We start from the raw sequence: 3,354 nt of genomic DNA on the forward strand, positions 1-3,354 counted from the left end.
CGAGAGCCAGAGCGCATTTGGCCGCGGCGCCTTGAGCACGGCCCGCGACCGCGCCGGCCCAGGCCGCGAACAGCACGACGTTGACGTCGAGCCCATGCGCGTCCTGCAGCGTCAGACACGCCGCCTGGACGCCGTCGCCGCCGTAGGTCGCGACGGCGAAGTCGCGGAGGCCGCCCCTCAGAGCCGTACGCCTGCGCGTTCGAGGATCTCCCGGGCTTTCGCCCGCTCCTCGTCGGAGATGACGAGGCGCTCCGCGAAGTCGCGGCCGGTGGGGCGCGTGGCGTCGATGCCCATCTTCGTAAGCGTGAAGTTTTCGGGATCCGAGCTCGGGTCGAGGATCGCGCCCTTGCAGCCGGGCACGAAGAAGATGTCCTTCTCCGCGCGCACGCGGGTCGCGATGGCCCAGAAGACGTCGTTCATGTCGAAGATGTCGACGTCATCGTCCACGACGATAACGTACTTCGTGTAGAGCTCCGTGCTGAGCGCCGCCATCGCCGCCATCTGCGGCTCGCCCTCCGCGATCTTCTTCAGCGAGATCACCGCCATGAAGGCGCCGCAGGTCGAGTGCGGCACGTGGACCGCCTTGACGTTCGGAATGTTGCGCTTCAACGCGTTGAGGATCTCGCCCTCGCGGGTGATGCACGAGATCAGGATGTGATCCTTCGCCATGCCGGCGACGACGCTGTGGAACATGGCGTCGCGACGCATCCTGATCCGATGCGCGAGGAAGACGTTCTGCGTGCTCCTGTAGGAGGCGTAGCCGGTGAACTCGCCGAAGGGCCCCTCGGGCTCGCGCACATCGGCGAGGATCTCGCCCTCGATGATGATCTCCGCGCCCGCCGGCACCTCGAGGTCCTGCACGCCGCACCGCGCGAGCCGATAAGGCTCCCCGAACAGCCCGCCGATGATCTCGAATTTCCGCACATGCGGCGGATAGGCGTAGGTCATCGATCCCATGTAATGGAGCGGATGCACGCCGATGGTGATCGCCGCCGGCAATGACTGGCCCATTTCCTCGGCGCGGCGGTGGAACTCGTGCATGCGGCGGCGCGAATGCAGCGACACGCCCAGCCGGTTCTTGCCCTTGAGCATCAGGCGGTGGAAGCCGGTGGTGTCCACGCCGGTGTTCGGATCGCGGGCCGTGATCTGGCCGGCCGTGATGTAGGGCGCGGCGTCGACCGTGAACTGATGCGGGATCGGCAGCCTGGTCAGGTCGACGTCGTCGCCTTCAAGAACGATGTCGTTCCAAGGGGCCTCGTCCACCGTCTCGCAGGGCAGGTAGCGCTGGCTGCGATCGCGGAAGACGGTCGGAAGATCCTGCTCGGCGACGTCGAGGCACGCCGCGAGGAGCTTGCGGCTCGCCGCCACGTTGGTGACGCAAGGCATGCCCTTGCCGCCGATGTCGTCGAACATGACGACCGGACTGCGGCCGGCGCGCTCGAGCTCGAACACGATCGAGGTCGACTGGTAGAGGGTCTCAACCCTGCCGGAAAGCTGCAGGAACTCATCGGGGAACCGGTCTCGAACCATGTTCAGGAACCCGCGAAGGCTCTGCCGGTCGGCATTCTCGAAGTGGTTCACTTCAACTCCATCGAAGCGCGTTCTGAGCCACAGCCGGCAAGGCCCGACCGTCGTTCGCCTTTCGTGCGGCGGCGGGCGGCTCCGGCAGGGGCCGTCACTGCGCAGCCGTCATCTCATGCGCCCACGAAGGCATGAGCGACGTTCGCCTATGCCGCTTTAAACCATACCGTCAGTATGCTGACGATATGGTTCAAAGAAGAGCCAAGGCGTTCACCTTGGCGTCCTCACGATCGTCAGCATTGTGAGGATCTGTGAGATCGTCAATCTCGTTTGTTGGGCGCCGCTGCCGAAATCGGTCGCAATCCGCCCCGGTGCGCGACGACGACGGCTGCGCCATAGTGGATCCGCCGAGGCGCCCGTAGCCCGAAAGGCCGTGGAATCAGGGCTCTGGGAGCGCCGGCGCCCGAAGCCGGACGGGCGGCAGCGGCGGCGGAGAGCTTGGTTTCTGTTGGATCACAAGTCGGAACGACTTTCGCAAGCGATGGCGACTTGCGGGACGCATCGGAGCGCGCGTTGAACGAGCATGCCAAATCGAAGGCCAAGGGGCTGTTCGCGCGCCCCGGCTTCATGATCCGCCGCCTCCATCAGATCTACGTCTCGATCTACCTTCAGGAGTGCGAGGCCTACGGCACCACGCCGGTGCAATCCAGCGTCCTGCAGGTGCTCCTGATGCGGCCCGGCGCGGACCAGGTGTCGCTCGCGGCGGACATCGGGATTGATCGAACGACGACGTCTAACGTGCTCTCGCGGCTCGAGGCGCGGGGCCTCGTGCGGCGCGAGGCGACCGAGAATGACCGGCGCATCCGCCGGAGCTACCTGACCGAGGCCGGGCAGGCGCTGATCATCGAAATGCAGGAGGCGCTCGAACGCGCTCATCGCCGGCTCATCGAACCGCTTCCGGAGGAGGAGCGCCGGCTGTTCATCACCCAGCTGCATCGGCTGGTCGAAGCGAACAACGACGTCGGACGCGCGCTGCTCCGCAATCTCTGACCTTCGCCTGCGCGGCGGCGTGCCGGGAGGGCGCGATATCGTTGAGGGCGTGCACCGAACGAGGGCGCGCCCGCCTAGCCGCAGTCTAAGCTGCCGGATCTCAGGGAAGACCTGATCTGGCTGTACCCGATCCCGGCTCCCGTCCATCCTAAGAGCAGAGATCGATTGCCGGGACTGGAGCCCCGTCGTGGGCTCGGATGGGGTAGCATCCATCGGCGCTGGCTCCGCGTAGTCAGCCCGTCGTCGCTTCGATCTGGACGATCCGCTTGGCCTCTCGTCTGACGCGTCGGTTGAACCGCGCCTTTGTCTTGCCGGCTACGGCAGGCCGCGAGAAGACGCAAAGCAGCCGCCGCGACCTGCGGTGAAAGGCATCCCACTCGTCTGCGTTCAGGCGTTCGCGGTGTCCCATCATCACCGTGTCTCTGGCTGGAGGGAAGGGTGGGCGTCAGTACTTGTCGCTGTCTACCCTGCGCTTCAATTCTGAGGCTGTGAAGGTGTTTTGAGCCCTCAAGAGGTGCTCGGCCAAATCTCCCCCAGCCGCCGTTTCGAGGGCTGGACGCGAGAGCAAGGGGTGTAACAGCGCTTATGAACTGGTTTCAGGGACGGCCCCGAAGATTGCTTCCAGACCTTGGTCCCAATACGGCCGCCGCCCGAACCGCTGGGCAAGCCAGTCGATCATGACCCGGACCTTCGGCGCGAGCTCGCGCGAACTCGGATAGAGCGCCCAAAGGGATTGGGTCGAGATGAGCGGATAATCGGGCAGGATCGGCACGAGGGCGCCGG

Annotated in this window: 3 protein-coding genes and 1 pseudogene; 1 reads left to right on the top strand and 3 read right to left on the bottom strand. The window is 65.7% G+C overall.

Annotated features, from left to right (window positions below; genetic code table 11):
• Nucleotides 1-181 (bottom strand): DUF2390 domain-containing protein (locus tag ACIKT0_RS15520; RefSeq protein ID WP_407106232.1); only part of this gene is annotated, 181 nt, incomplete at its 3' end.
• Nucleotides 178-1,581 carry a UbiD family decarboxylase gene (locus ACIKT0_RS15525; RefSeq protein WP_407106229.1) on the bottom strand — a complete coding sequence of 468 codons (1,404 nt, stop codon included), beginning with the start codon at nucleotides 1,579-1,581 and terminating at the stop codon, nucleotides 178-180. The genes ACIKT0_RS15525 and ACIKT0_RS15520, both read right to left, overlap by 4 nt.
• A 513-nt stretch (nucleotides 1,582-2,094) precedes the next feature.
• Here ACIKT0_RS15525 and ACIKT0_RS15530 point away from each other — a divergent pair.
• Complete coding sequence (locus ACIKT0_RS15530) at nucleotides 2,095-2,571, top strand: MarR family winged helix-turn-helix transcriptional regulator (protein WP_407106230.1); 477 nt, start codon at nucleotides 2,095-2,097, stop codon at nucleotides 2,569-2,571.
• Nucleotides 2,572-3,154: 583 nt separating this feature from the next.
• Here the strand turns inward: ACIKT0_RS15530 and ACIKT0_RS15535 are convergent.
• Nucleotides 3,155-3,354 (bottom strand): annotated as a pseudogene (locus ACIKT0_RS15535) (LysR family transcriptional regulator); the annotation flags it as partial.

It is taken from the genome of Hansschlegelia beijingensis (assembly GCF_045505405.1).
In the GTDB taxonomy this organism is placed as follows: Bacteria; Pseudomonadota; Alphaproteobacteria; order Rhizobiales; family Methylopilaceae; genus Methylopila; species Methylopila beijingensis_A.